The sequence below is a fragment of the Hymenobacter sp. M1-2 genome (genome assembly GCF_057808495.1).
This window is the reverse complement of record NZ_JBTYZO010000016.1, coordinates 1-17,998: the sequence shown is the minus strand read 5'-3', so window position 1 is coordinate 17,998 and position 17,998 is coordinate 1. Positions and strand designations below refer to the sequence as shown.

The window sequence follows — 17,998 nt, the reverse complement described above, 5'->3', positions numbered from 1 at the left end:
CTTACCGCACGCGGTAGCCGCGCAGAGCGTAGAACAGCAGGTAGGCATAGCACAGCGCGGGCAGCACGAAGGCCACGCGCAAGCCGCCGCCGTGCGTGGCGATGAAGCCCATGAGCGGCGGCACTACGGCCCCGCCCACAATGGCCATAATCAGGTAAGACGAGCCTTGTTTGGTGAACGGACCCAGCCCTTTGATGGCCAGCGGGAAGATAACCGGCCACATAATAGAGTTGCAGAGGCCGCAGAGAACCACCAGCCACAGTGCCACTTCGCCCTGGCTCAACATGGAGGCCACCACCAGCGCCACGGCAGCCGCGCACACTCCCACCAGCATGCGCCGGTCGTTGAAGCGTTGGAGCAGCGGAATGCCGATAATGCGGCCCACCATCACCCCAAACCAGTAAGACGCCACCAGTACTGCCCCCACGGATTTGGTGAAGCCCACGGTGGTATCGATAGGAGCCGGGGAGTTGCCGAACAGGACGGAAGCGAAGTTGGTGGCTACGTTCAGGCCGCGCACCAGCGTCTGGGTGAAGCCGCTGAGCTGGCTGATTCCCTGCGACTCGCCGTAGCGAATCAGAAACGAGCCCAGCCCCACTTCAACTCCCACGTACAGGAAAATAGCCCCAATCCCGAGCACCAAATGCGGAAAACCCAACGCCGACGCGCGGCCCCGCGAGGCGGCCAATGTTTCGGCGTTCGTCTCTTCCTCGGCCGGCAGGCTTTCGATGTCGGGCAAACTTAAAACGAAGAACACCAAGGCCAAGGCACCCAGAAACACGGCCAGCCCAATGTAGAGCGGCTTGATGAGGTTGGCTTCTTCGGTGAGGCGCTGGGCCACGGGCAGGGCCGCCAGCCGGGCCTTCATCACCTCGGAGCCCCCAAACAGAATGGCGCCTCCAATAAGCGGCGAGATGGTGCCGCCGAGCCCGTTGGCCACGCCCACGATGCTCACGCGGCTGGCCGCGCGGTTGGCCGGCCCCAGCACCGATACGTACGGATTGGCTGCCACTTGTAGCAGCGTGATGCCCGCGCCCAGCATGCCCAGCGCCGTCAGGAACAGCCCGAAAGCGCGGGTGTTGGCCGCCGGCACAAACATGAGCGCGCCGCCCGCCATCACCAGCAGCCCCAGCACGATGCCGCGCTGGTAGCCCAGCCGCTTCAGCACGTAGCCCGCCGGAAACGACATTATAAAATAGGCCAGAAAAAACGCAAACTGCACCGCCGACGACTGCAAATCGGTGAGTTGGCACACGTCCTTGAGGTAGGGCATGAGCACGTCGTTGAAGTTGGTGACGGCCCCGAACAGGAAGAACAGCGAGGTCATGGCCGCCATCGGCAGCGCAAAGCTGCGCACGACGGCCGTGGTGGAGGTGGGAGAGGAGGTGGTGAGAGGAGCGGCCATGCAGGCGGGAGATGAAGTGGGTCTTAAAGATAGGAATGTCGGCTGTAGCGTAAGCTTTCCACCAAGCCGCAACCTAACAGGTCTTGCAGACATGTTAGGTTTTCATCGCTGATGTTGCGCGGCAAGGTCCGGCTCCGGGTTGTTCAACGAAAACCTAACAGGTCTGACAGACCTGTTAGGTTGCCGGCTAACATTGCCGACCTTTGTGCCTTCCTCCTTTACAAGCAACCCGATTTATGGCCCAGGCCCGCCGCTCCGCTCCGTTTTACATGACTGCCACCACCCAGTTTGGGCTGGAAGAAATGCTGGCCGAGGAACTGTACCAGCTCGGAGCTACCATCGAAAAGGTGGGCCAGCGGGCCGTGGAGTTCGTGGGCGACATGCAGCTCTGCTATGAGGCCAACCTGTGGTGCCGCACGGCGGTGCGCATTCTGCGGCCCTTCGCCGGCTTCTACGCCCGCGACGAAAAAGCCCTCTACCGCGAAGTAGGCCGCATCGACTGGCAGGAGTACATTCAGCCCGAGCAAACCTTCGCCATCACGGCCGTCGTCAATAAGTCCACGTTCGAGCACTCTTTGTTCGTGGCCCAACTCACCAAGGACGCCATTGTGGACCAGTTCCGGGCCCGCACCGGCAGCCGCCCCAGCGTAGACGTGAAAAACCCCGACATTCGGCTGCACCTGCACATGCTGGAAAACGAAGTGGTGCTGAGCCTCGATTCCAGCGGCGAGTCGCTGCACAAGCGCGGCTACCGTCAGCAAACCAATGTGGCTCCGCTCAACGAGGCGCTGGCCGCCGGCATCCTGCTACTTGCCGACTGGGACGGCCGGAAAACCCTCGTGGACCCCATGTGCGGCTCCGGCACGCTGCTCACCGAGGCGGCCATGCTGGCCCAACGCATCGCGCCTGGCCTCTATCACGAAGGAAAGTTTGCCTTCGAAAACTGGCCCGATTTCGACAAGGCCCTGTGGGATTCCGTGCGCCTCGACGCCGAGCAAGCCCGCCTCGATGAGCCTCAGGCGTTGCTCTACGGCTCCGATCTGTCGGCGGAATACATAGAATTGGCCCGCCAGAACGTGGAAGCCGCGGGCCTTGAAGACTTTATTCGCCTGGCCGTGCGCGACGTGAAAGATGCTGCCGCCCCCAAAGGCGAACCGGGCATCGTCGTCATGAACCCACCGTATGGGGAGCGTATCGGGGAAGAAGCCGAGATGGACGCGCTCTACAAAACCATCGGCGACACGCTCAAAACCAATTTTCAGGGTTATGACGCCTACATTTTCACCGGCAATCTGGAGGCCGCTAAGCGGGTGGGCCTCAAAACCTCGCGCCGCATCCCGCTCTACAACGGCCCCATCGACTGCCGCCTGCTGAAGTACGAGCTATACCAGGGCAGCCGCCGCGCCTCCTTTCCCGGCCCCGCCACAACGTAAAGCGTCTCCCTTGGTCAAGAAGTTGGCGGGCGCAAGCCCGCGAAGAGCTGCCTCTGGACCGCGAAAAGCCAAGTCATGAGTGCGAAGAGTTGCGTCTGGACCGCGGAGCAGAGAGTCGGGGGCGCGGAATGGAGTGACGACGGCGCGGAATGCCCCACCACCCCCACCGAGCGGGCGGTTCAGGCCGCGGGTGTGCGAGAAGTAGCACCGCAAGCGCGTGATACAACGGTTCTCGGGTTGGTGTACTGGCTGCGTAAGCTGTAGCGCGAAGCTCCCGCTTCGCGCCTCGTTGCACGACCGGTCCCGCGCCACTGGCGCCATACAACCATATTGTTCAACCTCAGCAACGATGCGCGAAGCTGGAGCTTCGCGCTACACCCCGTACCGCAACCTGAAATTCGCTCTGAGTGAAATGTTGCCGCCCATCATCCATAGAGAAGGCCATTGCTGTATCATATTGCAATGGCCTTCTTTATGGATGATGGGCGGCAGGCTTGAGCCGACGGCTTAGCGTACGTGCTGCAATTTGATGGTCTGGCGGCCCGCCGGGGTGCTGAGGACGGCGTGGTAAAGGCCCGTTCCTAGCTTGGAAGCCGGAAACTGAACCTGGTGTACTCCCGGTGTTTGCGTCTCGTCTACCAATACGGCCACGCGCCGGCCAAGAGCGTCGCTCACTTCCAGCCGCACCGGACCCGCCTGGGCCAGCTGGTACACGAACGTGGTTTGCTCGTTAAATGGATTCGGATATACGGCCATGATTTTGCCGGTGGACTGAGTGGTTGCGAGTGCGCGCCCGCTCGTGGTACTTGTCGCGGGGTACAACCTAGCTTTCGGAACGATTTGCTTGGGTTGGCTGGCGCTCGACCATAGTAACTGCACCTGGGCACCGCCGCCGTTTTCGTAAAAATCCAGCTCCAGGTCGTACTTCTGGCCGGCTTGCAAGGCAATAGTGCCGCTGGATTCGCGCGGGCCGTGGTCGGAGAAGTCGTTGGTGATCTGGACGCCGTTCACCTTCAGCCGCACTCCGTCGTCAGCATTGGTGTAGAACGAATACACTTCCGAGTACTGCGCCTGCACCTGCCCGCGCCAGCGCGCCGAAAACGTATTCTCACCGATGGCGCTGCTTGGCGAACCATTGCCCCAGTTGAAATTGACGATGCTATCCGTCCGGGTTACGCTGGCGCCGCTGAAATCCTGGTTGTCGAAGTAGGTAGCAGCTAAACCGATACCGCCTCCGGTGGAAACCGGCGGCATGGGCGGCGTAACGCTGCCGGAAGTGCTCAGGTACGCTAGAATGGCGCTTTGTCCGGTTGGAGTGGCGCTGCCCCAGGCCGGCACCTGCGCCGTAGGAATAACATTGCCAGATGCCGTGCCAGGGCTGCTTGGGCTTTCACTGTGTAGCCCCAGCGCCACTACGCCACCCGCCACGGGCAGCACGCCGTACAGCTCGGTATTGCTGCCCCCACTGCCCGTTGCCGGGTCAAACTTACCGGTGATCAAGGAACTATAGACCAGCGCCGACAAATCGGGCTTGTAGACCCGCACGAAATTGTTCCAAGGGCTAGTACCCGCCCCAGGCTTAACGCCTTTTTGGAAGGCGCCAGCCGTGGTAATGGTTTTGCGCCCTGAGCATACCACGCACACCGAGCCATCGTCGGCTACTTGCACGTCTTTGCAGCGCGTGGTATTCACGTTCGGCCAGCCGCCGTTGGGAGAAGGCCAGCCATCCAGGTTCGGGTCTGCTGAAGCAGGGCCGTAGTTATTGGAGCCCTCGTTGAATTCGGCCACGTACGAGCTATTTCGCAGCGTGCCGTCGGCGAGCTGTAACTTGCCTAACCAGCTGATGTGGATGTTGCCATTGCTGCCGGTGAAGTTGTTCTGGAAACCCGAAGCGCCGGGGTTGGCCGCCACCGTATTACCTTCCCAAAAATTCTCGGAGTTGTTGCCGTGCGTGCGAGCTAGCACTACCAGCGCGGCCGTGGCACCGGTTTGCGAGTAGTCCACCGCTAGGTCGTCGATGTACTGGTCGGGGGAGGAAGTCATGAGCGTGCCATCGGGCCGAATTTCGTGGTAGAGCCGGCTCCACCATTTCAAATCGCCGGTTTGGTCATAGGCTATCACCGCTGGCTCAAAATCCGGATTGCCGCCGGGCAGCACACTCTTGGCGTTCATGCCGAGGTAGATATGGTTGTTGCGGCGGTCGATGACGAGAGCGGAAGGGCCATATACAAAAGTGGCGGCTTCCGAGTAGCCGGTATAGCCGGGGCCGCCCGCGCCTTTACCAGTTGCGGGGTCTCCAGGCCCTGAGTAGAAAACGTCGAGCGGCCATTTTCCTTTCTTGGTTCCGCCGTTGCCGTCGGGTTGCACCAGGTTGAAATCAGCCTGCGTCCAGGAGCGCAAATCGCACCGGCCGGCTCTTTTGAAGATGATGCTGCTATAGCTGATGGCCGCTTCGCCGCCGGGGGCCGTAGCGGCTAAACCCGCGTATTCCGACCCGGTTTTTAACTTATGATAGCGCCAGTTGGGCACTACGTCGGGCTGGCCATCGGCAGTCAAGCGGCGCGCTTCCGCCCACTCATAGCCATGCGACTGTCCCCAGACATATACCACCTTGCCGTCGGTGCCCACGTCCCAGGGATGGTAGGTTTTGGGGTAGTCTGCTGCCCACGCCGCTGAGGCCCAGGACAAGTCTGTCGGGATGCCGTTTACGAAGTTGTTATTGAGCTTCGCGATGAAGTAGCCGCCGCTATTGTCTTTGGTGTCGCTGGTATTGCCCGAAATAAAGATGCTCCCGGTTGCCTGCCCGGGAATGTTGGATGCCTTAATAAAGCGGACATCTTCTACAGCTCCTTTGGGGAAGTGAAGGACCCGCAAGATGGTTTGCAAGTCGCTGCTCAAGTGTAATATAAATCCAATTTTTCCAGTGCCTGAACCGTTCTTGATACCATGAGTACCCAGCACTTGCCGAGGCACGTTGCTGCTTACCCAGTTCAGGTCTTCGGCATACCCACCCACGAGGTAGTTGCCGTCCGACAAGCGGTGGGCGTCGTAGAAGACTTCCTTTCCGGTACCACCCGCGTAAGTCACCAGGTTTTGAGCCCGCGCCGATAGGCAAAGTACCCATAAAAGCAGGATGCCAAAGCCGTTAAAGAGTTTACTGCTTGCTTTCATATATTACAATTAATGAGTGGAAGGAATTAGTTGAGCTTTGGGTTGCCGAGAAAGATGTTAGTGTTGAAAAACAGTGATATAACTTCATTTTATGATGCAATAAACTTAATCATCATCCAAATTATGATTGCCTATTAATCGAAATTATACTACTTCTGACGCTTTCTTGCTCTGGCTTTAACTAAGGTCGTTGGCTGTTTTTTGAATTACAAGTATTCCTCATTAAGTCTGTTGCCAAGCCTTAATTATGTTAGTAATAAAACTGTCGTGCTTGGCAACAGAGTCAGTAATAAAGCGGTTGAACTTCAAGGTTTTTACTGCCGTATTTCACCGTCGTGCCTTTGGGTGAGGAGGCTGAAAACAGCCAAGAAATGACGATTGCATTGGCAATAGTAGAAGATAAATGAAGCTGTTTAATCGCGGCATTATGCAAAATATGAGTTACTTTGTAAACGCGTTTCTGTGGAGAATTTCGGGGCAGGAAGTAGCAAATGCTGCATCAAGCTGCCGTTGGTTTGCAGAGGCTGAGAAGCTCAACATCGGTCTACGGCTGGCTGTATCTTAGATTTCCAGGGAGAGGCTAGGAGGTAGGTTGTACCTTTGTCAGCTAATCCTTTGCTTATGTCCTCCTTCGCCGACCTCGGCCTCGCGCCTTATCTGCTCCAAGCCCTCGAAGAGCTGCAATTCACTCAGCCCACGCCCGTGCAAGAGCAGGTGCTTCCGCTCACGCTGGACGGGCAGGATGTGGCCGGGCAAGCCCCCACCGGCTCGGGCAAAACGGCTGCCTACGGCCTGGGCCTCTTGCAGCAGGTAGACGTGAAGCAGGACACCGTGCAGATGCTGGTATTGGTGCCCGCCCGCGAACTGGCCCTGCAAGTGCGCGACGCTCTCAAGAAAATGGGCAAGTTTCTGCCCAATCTGCGGGTGGCGGCCTTTTACGGCGGCCACGCTTTCCGCGAAGAAAAAGCCGCGCTCACGCAGGCGCCGCACATTGTGGTAGCCACGCCCGGCCGTTTCCTCGATCACCTCGAACGGCGTACCATCATCCCGAACCAACTCAAGAGCTTGGTGCTCGACGAGGCCGATAAGCTGCTGGAGCTAGGCTTTCAGGACGAGTTGGTGGAGATTGTGAAACGCCTGCCGCGCCGCCGTCAGACGCTGCTCTTCTCGGCCACGATGTCGGATAAGGTGCTGGAATTGATTCGCAAAAACCTCACGCGGCCCCGCGTCATCAACCTGGGCCAAGACGAAGACCGGCTGCCCGAATCCCTAACGCTGCTCGGCCACGTGGGCCCCATCGAACAGAAACCCGCTGCGTTGCTGCACCTGCTGCGTCAACCCGAAACCGGCCGCGCCCTCATCTTCTGCAATACCCGCGAAAAGTGCCAGGAACTGGCCCGCTTCCTCCAGGGCCGCGAAGTAGCGGCCGAAGTGCTGCACGGCAAAATGCCCCAGCCAGAGCGTGATAAAGCTCTTCTAAAACTGCGTAACGGTTCCAGTCAGGTGCTGGTAGCCACCGACGTAGCCGCCCGCGGCCTCGACGTAACCCAGCTCGACACCGTCATTCAGTACGACGCCCCCGACAAAGCTGACGCCTTCCAACACCGGGCTGGCCGCACAGCCCGTGCCGGCGCTGAGGGCACCGCGCACCTCTTGGCAACACCCAAGGAACAGGCCCACGTGCAGAAATGGCCGGTAGCAGAGAGCATCAAGTGGCACGAGATGAAGGCGCCCAAACTGCCACCCGCCGCTGCTAAGACTCCCCGCCCCGAAAACGTGACCCTGCACGTATCGGCCGGCAAGAAGGACAAAGTCAGTGCCCACGACTTGGTGGGCGCCTTCGTGAACGTGGGCGGCGTAGACCGGGAGCAAGTCGGCCACATTGAGGTGTTTGATTACTACAGTTATGTAGCCGTACCGCGCCAAATGGCCCAGGAAGTAACGCAGCGCCTATTAGGCGCGAAAGTAAAAGGCAAGAAAGTGCGCGTAACAATGGTCGTCTGAACCACGGATTCGGGTGGATTTTTCGGATTCCGTGGATTTTGTGGCCGAATGATAATAGCCAATCAAAATCAAAAAGGCCTACTAAACAGCAGGCCTTTTGTTTTATGTGGTGTGGCAGACCATAAAGAGGGTAGCAAGTTTGTATTCGGCGGGTTTGCGGACCAATTTGCGCAAAATATACGCTCACGTTCGTCCTGCTCGTTTTTTGGCTTCATCCCCAGTTCCGCCTTCCGCCCAACAGCTCCTCTTCATCTGTAGCCAAAACCGCTGGCGCAGCCTCACCGCCGAGCGGCTCTTTGAGGGGCACGCCCACTACGAAGCTCGTTCCGCCGGCACGGAGCCAGGTGCCAGGGTGCGCGTCACGGCTGGGCACTTGGGCTGGGCCGATGTGGTGTTCGTGATGGAGCGCAAGCACGCGGATATTCTGCGGCAGAAATTCGGTGCGGCACTGGCCGGTAAGCCCCTTATCACTCTGCGCATTCCCGACAAGTTTCAGTTCATGGACCACATCCTGCAAGACCTGCTCCGTGAGCGGCTGCAAGAACACCTACCCGAACTGTAGCCTAATAGGTCTGTAGACCTGTTAGGCTTTCGCTGCACGAGCATCACTCGCACAAGGGCAGCATGTTATTATGATGGAAACCAAACAACTTGCTGCCCGTTTAGCCGCCCATGAGTTATTTGATTTTTGCCGCTTTTCTGGCGGTTGTGGGAATTCTGTTCTACCGCTACGTTACGGCTGATGCACGCCGTCGTGCCGCCGCAGTGGCCGAGAATTTTCCGGCCGCGTGGCGGCAGATTCTGGCCGAGCGCGTAGCCTTCTACCTCTCCCTCACGCCCGGCGACAAAGAGCGGTTTGAGAAGCGCATGCAGGTGTTTCTGGCTCAGACGCGTATCACCGGCATTCAAACGGAGATAGACGATGCCACTCAGGTGCTGGTAGCGGCTTCGGCCGTCATTCCCGTTTTCGGCTTTCCTGAGTGGGAGTACGGCAACCTGAGCGAGGTGCTAGTCGTGCCCGATGCTTGGAATGAGCAGCAGGACCCCAACAAAGAAGTGGCGCCGCTGGCCGGCACGCTGCTGGGCAGCGTCCGCAACTTCCAGACTTCGCACTACATGCACCTCTCCAAAGCCTCGCTGGAGCGCGGCTTCCAGGATACGCTCGACAAGCAGAACGTGGGCATTCACGAGTTTGCGCACCTGCTTGATGAGGCCGACGGCACCATCGATGGCGTGCCCGCCACGACGCTGCCGGCGGAATTGCGGCCCGAGTGGCAGGAGGTAATGGCGCGAGAAATAGCCGCCATACGGGCCGGCCACTCCGAAATCAACGATTACGCCGGCACCAACGAGGCCGAGTTCTTTGCTGTCGTGACGGAGTATTTCTTCGAGAAGCCGGAGAAGTTGCAGGAGCATCACCCAGAACTATATCAGTTGTTGATGCGGGCTTTCCGCCAAAACCCTAAGAAGCGCTTCCTTCGCTTCGCCGTGGACCCGCGCGAGTGGATTCGTAGCTTGCGTAGCCGCCGCAAGTTCGGCCGCAACGACCCGTGCCCCTGCGGCAGTGGCAAGAAGTACAAGGACTGTCACCTGTTGCAGCAAGCGGCGTAGCTAGTGTCATTGCGAGCATGTGGCGCATCAAGCCAGGGACGAAGCAATTCTTCCTCTCGCTGAAACCAGCCCACTGAACGGATAAGTGTTCGGCCGATAGTATGCTAACTTTAGGCCAGCCATGAAAAAACCCTTCCTACCCATTCTTGCGGTGGCCACACTAGCCGCTTGCGCGCCCACCGCCAAAGCGCCCACGGCTACTACCACACCGGCCACTAGCACACCCGAACCCGCCACCCAACCCGCCACCCAACCCGCGGCGCCCTCCTGGGAGCAGCAGGCCGATGCGTTTCTAAAGACCTACACTAGCACTTACCAACGCCTGTACACGCAGGCGACGGAGGCGGAGTGGCGTTCCAACACGCGCATCGTGCCCGGCGACACCAGCAACTCCGGGGCTACGGCCCGCGCCAATGAGCGAATGGCCGCCTTCACGGGCAGCGCCGATAACATCCGGCAGCTCCGGCAACTGCTTGAGCACAAAGACCAACTCCCGGAGCTACAAGTGAAGCAGCTGCAAACGGCCCTCTACAACGCCGCCAACTCGCCCCAGACTATAGCCGAGGTGGTGAAACGCCGCATCAAAGCCGAAGCCGCCCAAACCGAAAAGCTCTACGGCTTTGACTATAAGTACGCTGGCAAGTCAGTAACTACCAACGACCTGGATGAGCTGCTGCGTAAGGAGAAGAATCCCGCCAAGCGGCAGCAGATCTGGGAGGCCAGCAAAGCCATTGGCCCCACGCTCAAAGACGGCCTGCTCAACCTGCGCGACCTGCGCAACGAGACCGTGCAGGCGCTCGGCTACCCCGACTACTTCACCTACCAGGCTTCCGACTACGGCCTGAGCCGCGAGGAAATGATGGCTCTGGTGCGTAAAATCAACGAGGAGTTGCGCCCCCTTTACCGCGAGCTGCATACCTACGCCCGCTATGAGCTAGCCAAGAAATACGGCGTCAAGCAAGTGCCTGACTACCTGCCCGCTTCCTGGCTGCCCAACCGCTGGGGCCAAGACTGGAGCGCGATGGTCGATGTGAAGGGCCTCAACATTGACCCGGTGCTGGCCAAAAAAGGAGCCGAGTGGCAGGTGAAGCAGGCTGAGCGATTCTACCAGAGCTTGGGCTTCCCGGCGCTGCCGGCTAGTTTCTACGAGAAAAGCAGCCTTTACCCGCTGCCCAAAGACGCCGCCTACAAAAAGAACAACCACGCCTCGGCCTGGCACATGGATCTGGAGCAAGACGTGCGTAGCCTGATGAGCGTGGAAGGCAACACTGAGTGGTACGAAACCACCCACCACGAGCTGGGCCACATCTATTACTACCTCACCTACACCAACCCCGACGTGCCGCCGCTGCTGCGCCAAGGTGCCAACCGCGCCTACCACGAGGCCATGGGCAGCCTCATGGGCCTCGCCGCCACTCAAAAGCCCTTCCTGGCGGGTCTGGACCTGGTGAACGCCAAAGCCCAACCCGACCTGACCCAAGCCTTGCTCAAAGAAGCCCTCAATTACGCTGTCTTCATTCCCTTCGCCTCGGGGGTGATGAGCGAGTGGGAAAACAGCTTCTACGCCGATAAGCTGCCCGCCGACCAACTCAATGCCCGGTGGTGGCAGCTGGCCAAACAGTACCAGGGCATCGTGCCGCCCACCGCGCGCGGCGAAAACTACCTCGACCCCGCCACCAAAACCCACATCAACGACGACCCCGCGCAGTACTACGATTACGCCCTCTCGTACGTCATCCTGTTCCAGCTTCACGACCATATTGCCAAGAACATCCTCAAGCAGGACCCGCACGCCACCAACTACTACGGCAGCAAGGAAGTAGGCCAATTCCTGGCCGACATCATGCGGCCCGGCGCCAGCAAGGATTGGCGCACCGTGCTCAAAGAGAAAACCGGTGAAGACCTCTCCGCCCGCGCGATGGTGGAGTATTTCCAGCCGCTGATGGCGTATCTGAAACAGCAGAACAAGGGGCGGAAATACACGATGTAAATTTTCAGTGGAAAGACTCTTTCATTGAGTCCTTCTGTTGGTACACCATTGGCAGCATCTGACATAGTTTTCAAAACGAAAAAGCCGGCTCTATTGAACCGGCTTTTTCGTTTTGAAAAAAGAAAGCAACTAGAAATTAGCTTCTGCTCCGGGTAGGTCAATTAAAATAAATTGTGCGTCTTTGCTGGCGCGGATTTCCAGCACGTGCTCGTCCGTGGAACGCACTTGGTCGTTGGGCCCAATATCGACACCGTTGATATAGAGCGAGCCTTCTTTCACGTAGATGAAGGTATTGCGGATGGGGAAAGTTTTGAACGTAACCGTCTTGTCTTCTTGCAGATTACACCAGTAAATGGTGGAATTGGAATTCATGTACACGACATTCTCCAATACTTTTTGCCCTGAAACCAACGGCCGCAGCTCATTCTTGTGGCCGCTAAGGAAGTTCAGGTCCATATCCTCGTAGCTAAAAGCCAGACCTTTCTGCGAGGGTACAAACCAGAGCTGATACAGATGCAGCGTCTCGTTGGTGTGGTTGAATTCGGAGTGGGCAATGCCGGTGCCGGCCGTCATGCGCTGCACGTCGCCCTTCTTGATTACGCGCTTGTTGCCCGAGGTGTCTTCGTGCGTCAGCTCGCCATCGAGCACCAGCGTCACGATTTCCATGTCGGAGTGTGGATGCTGCGGAAAGCCGGATTGCGCCTGTATGGTGTCGTCGTTGAAGACGCGCAGGGGGCCGAACTGCGTGTTCTGCGGGTCGTAGTAATCGGCGAAGCTGAAGAGGAAGTAGCTGTTGAGCCACTGTACCGGGGCAGCGTGGTGGCGGGCCGGAGCCGGAATGATCTTGAGCATGGCGGGAGAGGTTGAGTTGTCGTATTGCCTTACGGGCTAACGCGGCGGGAAGTTAGCCGTAGCATACGAGGGCTGTCATTGCGAGGCGCAGCCGTGGCAATCCTTCCTCTCTTTGAGACCAGTATTCTAAACAGACAAGCCCTTGACGACTGATAACGTCAAGGGCTTGCTGCTTCATTTAAGTTGTACGCTGTGAGAGGAAGGATTGCGTCGTCGTGCCTCCTCGCAATGACAGCGGCCAATTAATTATACCTTCTTCATGGTGCTTACTTGCTGCTGCAAATCCAGTACGATGCTGGCCAGGCGGTTCAACGAGAGGTCGGCGATGGGGAAGGTACTGCTGATGTAGGCTTTGGCTTCCCAAATTTCTACCACATCTTCTACGTCAATTTCGTAGGGCGAGTACACCGGGTTGTCGGAGTGCAGGGCCAGCATGGCGGCGTCCTTGAGGCGGTTGAAGACGCGCTTGAACACAATGCCTTCCTTGCTGCTCACCACGATGCAGGGTGTGCCATCCTTGATGCTCATCCAGTCATCGACGTAGCGGCCCACGATAACGGTGCCGCTGGCGATGGGCAGCATGGAATCACCGGCAATTTCAAAGGCGCGGTAGGTGCCGGTGGTGCCCAGCATAGGCAGGCGGAACTTGGGCAACTCTTCGAGGTATTCGGGGTCAGCGTAGCCGTTGAGGTAGCCGGCGGCGGCTTTTTGCGGCACTAACTCAATATTCTCGTTCTGCTCCTTATCCACGGTCAGGGCCAGAATGCGCAGGTTGCCACCGGGGCGGGTAGGGTTGGGGCCGCCGGGAGTGCCCGCCGTTTCCAGCTGGCGCACCGCCGCTTTAGCATTCTTCTTTTTGCTAAAGTCAGTGGTTACCAACTGATCGAGCGAGATGCCGAACAGGCGGGCCATATTGACGAGGGTGGCGAGCTTGGGCTCGGCGCGGCCTTCTTCATAAGCGCCCACGAGCGAGCGTTTGATGCCAAGTTTTTCGGCCATCTGGGCCTGCGTCAGGGCCAGTTCGCGCCGCCAGAATTTGAGGTTCGTGTTAATCATTGCGCAGGGGAGCCGGTTGAAAAGGCTACAACGGTAAATAATTACCGGCTCACGAAGATACGAACCCTTCTACGCGAATACTAATTCAATTAGCTGAAACTTTTAGTAAAATTTTTGGCAGCGCCAGACCGGCTCTCTCAACTCTTGGCTTGCGCGCGAATCGTTGGCTTACGAGAACCGCGACAACGCTGTCCGAAAAATATGCACGTCAGCAATTGCTTCCAGCACCGTAGCCAGACGTTAAAATCCGCGGTTAGAGCGTTTCAGGGCTGTTTGCCTGGGCAGTGGCCGGCTCCGATTCAACCCACCACTCGTCGTTTTCCCAGTAGCTATTCCAGCCTAGCTTAGCGTATTTGGGGTTGAAATCTGCCTCCCGGCCCCCGATGAGAAAGTCGGAGAGCAAAGTGTCTTCATAGGTGAAAATATCCTTTACCCAGACCACCGATTTCTGCTGCCCGCTGGCGTTGCTGGTCCAGGTGCCTTTAAACGTGACATCGCCCCGGTGGGAGGCGCCGTGTTTACCCTGGGAAAAGGAGGTCAGCGCACCATCGTCGTTCACCATAAAGTCGGCGGCTACTTGGCCGCGAAATACCCCGGCACCGCGCGCGGCAGCCTCTTCCCGCAGCGTGAAGCGGCCAGTGGCCGAATACAGATTTTCTCCGTCTTCAAAGTCCAGCCCATACTTCTGGATTTCTTCCAGCTCCTGCTTCGTGAGCTTAGGCTGCGCCATCTTTTGCTCGAAAACGATGGTTCCCTCGACTGGCGTAATAACTCCTTTGAAGCGGTTTTTGCCTTTTACGTGATAAAGCTGCGGCGTGGCAGCATCGCGGCGGACATCCGTCAGCACGAACTCAATACGGTACTGCTCAGGGCCGTAGAAGCCGTTTTGCGCGATGGGCTGCTTGCTATCCAACTGCATCAACGGCGCGAGGTCGTGCCGCGCGAAAAAGCGTTGGGCTTCCGGGCTCAGCTTCGGAACCGTTGGGGCAGGAGCCGCCTGCGCCACAGACTTGGCTTGAGCCACTACCACGGTTGGGGTTTGGGTGGCAGCTACTGCGGCGGTTGGGGCTTCAGTAGCAGCCGCTTGAGCGGCCGGTTGCTGCTGGCAGGCGGCGCAGAGTAGCACGGCCAGCAAGGGCAAATAAGTCAAGGAGATTTTCATACTATGAGCAGCTTGAGGCTTACAATGTGCTAACGGACGGAAATATAGGCATTTACTCAATGCGTAGTTTCTACTAAAGCAGAGGCTGGCTTAGCGCTAGCAACTGCGCTGCCCACCTGGAGTGCCCGGACGTACCAGCGCCCCAGGCCCGCTTGCACCAGCACCTCTGCCAGCAGTAGGTTACCCGTCCAGGAAAGCCAGGTTACGGTGAGGTAGGTTTCGAATGGCTTGGTGTGGAACAGGTGGTGGAGCCCGTAGCTTTCTAGGCGCAGACTCATGGCGGCCAGCGTAACGGCGTAGGCGCGCAGCATCCATTCGGCGTGGAGGAGCCAGCGGCGCTGCCGGGCCATGCGGTAGGCTTGCCACGTGGCCAGCCACCACACCAGACACTGCATTGTGAAGCCTACTTTGGCCGCTAATCCGCCGTTGGCAAAGCCAGCCAGAATAAGGCCCGAAGGCGCGGCTAGGGCCAGAATGGACACCACATAGACTTTGCCCAGCGTGCGGTGCAGCCGAGGCCGCCAGCGGTACAGCGCTGGTACGAGTTGCAAGAGCCCGACCACCAATACCCACAAGCTGCTGGTGATGTGCACGTAAAAGCCGAGCCGGAAAAGTTCGTTGTCGTTGGTCGCGTCCGACTTGGTGGTGAGGAATAAGATGCCCTTCTCGAAGCTCAAGTAAGGAAGCACCTTCGAAAGCATAAGCACGCTGAATGCTCCCACGGCCAGAAAGGCGAGTAGCTGCGTAACGCGCGAAGCAAGAAGAGGCGAAGCGGGCATATAGTAAATGTAAGTGCCGTTCGGGTTGCTTTATAAAGTGTAGCGCGAAGCTGGAGCTTCGCGCTACATGCCAGCGAATACATTTACCCTGTAACCGCTCTAAACACAAACCGACACTCATAGCAGCGACTCGCGCTGCTCTTACAAAGTTCTTGCGCCCGTTTATTCGCCGCGCAGCTTCTTGAAATACATCAGGGCCAGGCGGAGGCGGAAATAGTCGTACTTCTCGCGCAGGTGGTCGAATAGGTCGCGGAGCATCGGGCTGCCGCCGAGCTGAGCTTGGGCGGTCTGGATTTCGGCTAGGGCCTCCGGCGTGAGGAAGTCGGTGATGCGCAGGTCGTGGCCGTTGGCGTAGCAGGTGGTGAGGTGGGTTTGCACGGTGGAAGCGGCCAGTCCGCGCCGCTCAGCAATGGCGTCCACGCTCAGGCCCATGCGGTGGAGCTGAAATGTGGTTTCGGCGGTGCTACCGGCTTCGGTGTTGGCTTCGCGCTTGCGTGGGGCGCGGGGCGCGCTGGGGTCGTCGGCGTCGAGGTTGCCGGCTACGTCCTGGGCCTCGGCTTCGGCGGTGGGGTTGCCGCCGTGGGCCAGAATCTCCCTGATGAATGGCTCGCCGTAGTTGTCGAATTTCTTCATGCCCACGCCCGAAATAGCCAGCATGGCTACCCGGCTTACGGGGCGCTCCACGGCCATCTCCTGCAAGGTGGCATCCGTGAAAATCACGTATGGCGGCACGTTCTGCTCGTCGGCAATGCGCTTGCGCAAGGCGCGCAGAGCCTCGAACAGTTGGGCCTCGCGGGTGGCCGGGGCAGCAGCAGTAGCCGCCGCTTTGCGGCCCCGAGTTGGCTTCTCGGCTTTCTCCGAAGGCTGGAATTTCTTCAGCGCCAACGGACGCTGGCCTTGCAGCACTTCGCGGCCTAGCTCCGTGATTTTGAGCGCATAGCCTTCCTCGTAGGCAATGTAGAGCAGACCATCATTCAGCATCTGGTGGATGTAGCTGTACCAGTCGAGGTAAGGCAGGTCGGCGCCGGCGCCGTAGGTTTTGATTTGGTCGTAGCCGCCCGATAGCACGGCTTGGTTGCGCATGCCGCGCAGCACGTCGATGAGCAGACCGATGGAGGCCCGCTCGCGCATGCGCACTATTGCCGACAAGGCCTTCTGGGCAATGAGGGAGCCGTCGAAGGTGGTGGGTGGGTTGCGGCAGATGTCGCAGTTGCCGCAGTCTTTGGTGAGGGTTTCGCCGAAGTAGTTGAGCAGGATTTTGCGGCGGCAACTGGCCGCTTCCGCGAACTGCTGCATGCGCTCCAGCTTGGTGAGGTTGAGCTGGGTGAGCTGCGGATTTTCCTTGGTCAGCATTTCGCGCAGCTGCATCACGTCGGCGAAGCTGTAGAATAGCACCGCCGTGGCCGGCGAACCGTCGCGCCCGCCACGCCCGATTTCCTGGTAGTAGCCCTCGATATTCTTGGGCAGGTTGTAGTGAATCACCCAGCGCACGTTGCTTTTGTCGATGCCCATGCCGAAGGCAATGGTGGCCACGATAACCTGCAAATCGTCCTTGAGGAAGCCTTCCTGTACGGCGGAGCGCTGATTGGGCGTGATGCCCGCGTGGTAGAAACCGGCCTTGATGCCCTTGGCCTGAATCTTGGCCGTGAGGGTTTCGCACTGCTTGCGCGAAAGACAGTAGATAATGCCCGCCTCGCCGGGATGGCGCTCCAAAAAGTCGATGATGCCGCCCACGCGGTCCTGGCCGGGGCGCACGATGAGGTTGAGGTTGGGCCGGTCGAAGCTGGAGAGGAACACCTGCGGGCTCTGGAGGCGCAGCTGCTGCTGGATGTCGCGCTGGGTGAGGCGGTCGGCGGTGGCGGTAAGGGCAATGATGGGCACCGAGGGAAACTGCTCGCGCAGCACCCGCAGCTGCGTGTACTCGGGGCGGAAATCGTGGCCCCAGGAGCTGATGCAGTGCGCTTCATCGATGGCGAACATGCTGATGCGAGCCCGCTTGAGAAATTGCAGAAAACCGTCGGAAAGCAGCTTTTCGGGGCTCACGTAGAGCAGCTTAAGGTAGCCGTTGAGACAGTCGCCGCAAATGCCGTTTTGCTCGCTCTGCCCCACGCTGCTGTTGATGTAAGCCGCCGAGATGCCGTTGGCTTTCAGGGCTTCCACCTGGTCTTTCATCAAGGCAATGAGTGGCGATACCACCACGCAAACGCCTTCGCTCACCACGGCCGGCACCTGAAAGCACACCGATTTGCCGCCGCCCGTGGGCATTAGTACCACCGTATCGCGCCCGCTCAGAATGCTCTGGATAATGTCTTCCTGCATGGGCCGGAAGGTGTCGTAGCCGTAGTACTGCTTCAGGACGCGGCGAGCAGAGGCCAGAGTAGGAGCTAGGGGTTCGGTGGCGAATAACATCGGGTAAAAATACGACGCGACAGAGGGAGATGAAAGCTGAATGTAACCACAACCGGACAGAAATGGTGCGTATGAACAATGAACAATGAACAATGAACAATGAACAATGAACAATGAACAATGAAC

The 17,998-nt window shown here is 58.7% G+C and carries 12 protein-coding genes; 5 read left to right on the top strand and 7 right to left on the bottom strand.

The features are described from left to right. Nucleotide 1: 1 nt before the first annotated feature. Entirely contained in the window at nucleotides 2-1,405 is a 1,404-nt protein-coding gene (locus ACYSMN_RS15935) for a sugar MFS transporter (protein ID WP_488924903.1), read from the bottom strand. Between the two features lie 269 nt (nucleotides 1,406-1,674). Between ACYSMN_RS15935 and ACYSMN_RS15930 the strand changes: the two genes are divergently transcribed. Continuing rightward, the gene (locus ACYSMN_RS15930; RefSeq protein WP_488924902.1) at nucleotides 1,675-2,838 is read left to right on the top strand and encodes a THUMP domain-containing class I SAM-dependent RNA methyltransferase; all 1,164 of its coding nucleotides are present in this window, start codon (nucleotides 1,675-1,677) and stop codon (nucleotides 2,836-2,838) included. 507 nt (nucleotides 2,839-3,345) lie between these two features. Here ACYSMN_RS15930 and ACYSMN_RS15925 read toward each other — a convergent pair. Further along, on the bottom strand, nucleotides 3,346-6,009 hold the full coding sequence (locus tag ACYSMN_RS15925; RefSeq protein ID WP_488924901.1) for a PA14 domain-containing protein: 2,664 nt from the start codon (nucleotides 6,007-6,009) through the stop codon (nucleotides 3,346-3,348). Between the two features lie 621 nt (nucleotides 6,010-6,630). Between ACYSMN_RS15925 and ACYSMN_RS15920 the strand changes: the two genes are divergently transcribed. The 4 genes from ACYSMN_RS15920 (at nucleotide 6,631) to ACYSMN_RS15905 (ending at nucleotide 11,614) form a co-directional block, all read left to right on the top strand. After that, the gene (locus tag ACYSMN_RS15920) at nucleotides 6,631-8,013 is read left to right on the top strand and encodes a DEAD/DEAH box helicase (protein WP_488924900.1); all 1,383 of its coding nucleotides are present in this window, start codon (nucleotides 6,631-6,633) and stop codon (nucleotides 8,011-8,013) included. A gap of 205 nt (nucleotides 8,014-8,218) precedes the next feature. Further along, nucleotides 8,219-8,575, top strand: a complete 357-nt coding sequence (locus ACYSMN_RS15915; protein ID WP_488924899.1) for a low molecular weight protein tyrosine phosphatase family protein — start codon at nucleotides 8,219-8,221, stop codon at nucleotides 8,573-8,575. Between the two features lie 110 nt (nucleotides 8,576-8,685). Continuing rightward, nucleotides 8,686-9,624: a zinc-dependent peptidase gene (locus tag ACYSMN_RS15910; RefSeq protein ID WP_488924898.1), complete on the top strand. Its 939-nt coding sequence runs from the start codon at nucleotides 8,686-8,688 to the stop codon at nucleotides 9,622-9,624. 121 nt (nucleotides 9,625-9,745) lie between these two features. Continuing rightward, on the top strand, nucleotides 9,746-11,614 hold the full coding sequence (locus ACYSMN_RS15905) for a M2 family metallopeptidase (RefSeq protein WP_488924897.1): 1,869 nt from the start codon (nucleotides 9,746-9,748) through the stop codon (nucleotides 11,612-11,614). A 129-nt stretch (nucleotides 11,615-11,743) separates the two neighbouring features. On the opposite strand, the gene ACYSMN_RS15900 is transcribed toward ACYSMN_RS15905, so the two are convergent. The 5 genes from ACYSMN_RS15900 to recQ all read right to left on the bottom strand — a co-directional run bounded on the left by ACYSMN_RS15900 (nucleotide 11,744) and on the right by recQ (nucleotide 17,872). Further along, nucleotides 11,744-12,466, bottom strand: coding sequence for a pirin family protein (locus ACYSMN_RS15900; RefSeq protein WP_488924896.1), 723 nt, complete (start codon nucleotides 12,464-12,466; stop codon nucleotides 11,744-11,746). Between the two features lie 246 nt (nucleotides 12,467-12,712). After that, entirely contained in the window at nucleotides 12,713-13,522 is an 810-nt protein-coding gene (locus tag ACYSMN_RS15895; RefSeq protein WP_488924895.1) for an XRE family transcriptional regulator, read from the bottom strand. A gap of 253 nt (nucleotides 13,523-13,775) precedes the next feature. Then, nucleotides 13,776-14,684: a hypothetical protein gene (locus tag ACYSMN_RS15890; protein ID WP_488924894.1), complete on the bottom strand. Its 909-nt coding sequence runs from the start codon at nucleotides 14,682-14,684 to the stop codon at nucleotides 13,776-13,778. Nucleotides 14,685-14,740: 56 nt separating this feature from the next. Further along, entirely contained in the window at nucleotides 14,741-15,463 is a 723-nt protein-coding gene (locus ACYSMN_RS15885) for a DUF2306 domain-containing protein (RefSeq protein WP_488924893.1), read from the bottom strand. 162 nt (nucleotides 15,464-15,625) lie between these two features. Then, the gene (gene recQ, locus ACYSMN_RS15880) at nucleotides 15,626-17,872 is read right to left on the bottom strand and encodes a DNA helicase RecQ (RefSeq protein ID WP_488924892.1); all 2,247 of its coding nucleotides are present in this window, start codon (nucleotides 17,870-17,872) and stop codon (nucleotides 15,626-15,628) included. Between the last annotated feature and the right edge of the window lie 126 nt (nucleotides 17,873-17,998).